At 43.1% G+C, this 1,363-nt stretch carries 1 protein-coding gene; it reads left to right on the top strand.

The window, feature by feature from the left end; all coding sequences use genetic code 11:
* The first annotated feature begins 88 nt into the window (after positions 1 to 88).
* Complete coding sequence (locus H5180_RS23275) at positions 89 to 1,120, top strand: IS110 family transposase (RefSeq protein WP_182759254.1); 1,032 nt, start codon at positions 89 to 91, stop codon at positions 1,118 to 1,120.
* Positions 1,121 to 1,363 lie beyond the last annotated feature (243 nt).

The raw sequence follows: 1,363 nt of genomic DNA, 5'->3' as shown, positions 1-1,363 counted from the left end.
TAGCAGATGTATGGACTCCTCCCCATTAACGGGAGAGTACGGTATAAAGAAACTGCAGAGAATCTTTTACCAAATTAGGAGTCCATACATGGCACATTGTAATTTAGTTGCTATTGATTTAGCAAAAAATACTTTCCAAGCGGCGCAGTTTAAAGGCAACAAACTGATGTCCAATAAATCAGTTAACCGTCAAACGCTGCTTGAGTTATTAGTTCAAGCAAAACCGTCGGTTGTTGCTATGGAGGCATGCGCAAGCGCCCAGCATTTTGCGCGCACTGCGCAGTCCTTTGGTCATGATGTAATACTCCTTGACCCTTTGTTCGTGAAAGCATTTAGACAGGGGCAAAAAACAGATGCGAACGATGCAATCGCAATAGCCGTTGCCAGTCGAGTCCCGAATGTTCGTTCGTGTAAAATTCTTACCATTGAAGAGCAGGCTTTACAGTCACTTAGCAAAGTAAGAGCGTTAGCAGATAAACAAAAAATTCAGTTATCAAACCAAATACGCGGGCTACTCCTTGAGTTTGGTATTGTGATTAACCAAAGTGAGGCCGCATTTAAAGCAGCCATACCCGATATTTTAGAAGATGCAGAAAACACACTGCCGCTAGAACTAAAGCATGCTCTCGCGCTCAGCTATTCACTTTATAAACAGCAGTGTGACAATAAGGTAGAGCTGCAAAAACAAATAGAGCGTATTGCAAAACAAAATGATGGCTGTCAACGCTTAATGGCTCTCGAAGGAGTCGGCCCAATCACGGCTATCGAGGTCCTGTCTTTTTTAGGTAACACGACACAGTTTAACGATGGAAGAAGTGCTGCGGCGTGTGCAGGAGTGACACCATTACAGCATTCGACAGGTGGCAAAGCAAAGATAGGGCGCATACCCAAAAGACGAGGTGGTGCATTAAGACGAAACCTATTTTTAGGCGCTCGCTCAGTAGTGAGTAAATTAAAAAACAGAGAAGCCACGACAGAAAAAGAACGATGGATAAAAAACCTTCTAATAAGAAAAGGTGTCAAGTGCGCCGCTATTGCATTAGCAAACAAAACAATGCGAACAGCCTACGCCTTACTCAAAAATGGAACGAGTTATGAAGCAAGATTATTAACCGCGTAAAAATAAAAAGTCAGTAAACAAAAGAATTGAACAAGCCAAGATAGAGCATTAAGTGGTGAGACCCACCCTTGAGAGCCTGAAAAATCGCTAGTGTACGAAGATACCGTGTAGCAGATAAGGCACAAGGGCGCGAAAACATCAAAGTGGCCGAGGTAGCGCCTCATTAGAGCCCGTATATAAGCACGCAATCACATCATTTTAATGTAAAAAGGCTTGTGCAATAGGAGGAGTCCATATAAGCGA

Source organism: Pseudoalteromonas sp. SR41-4, assembly GCF_014163985.1.
GTDB classification, from domain to species: domain Bacteria; phylum Pseudomonadota; class Gammaproteobacteria; order Enterobacterales; family Alteromonadaceae; genus Pseudoalteromonas; species Pseudoalteromonas rhizosphaerae.
The sequence above is the reverse complement of the archived record's forward strand: the minus strand, read 5'-3'. Positions and strand labels throughout refer to the sequence as shown.

Bases quoted from the DNA above. Each gene is read 5' to 3' on its own strand.
- H5180_RS23275 (WP_182759254.1), top strand. From the start codon at position 89: ATGGCACATTGTAATTTAGTTGCTATTGATTTAGCAAAAAATACTTTC.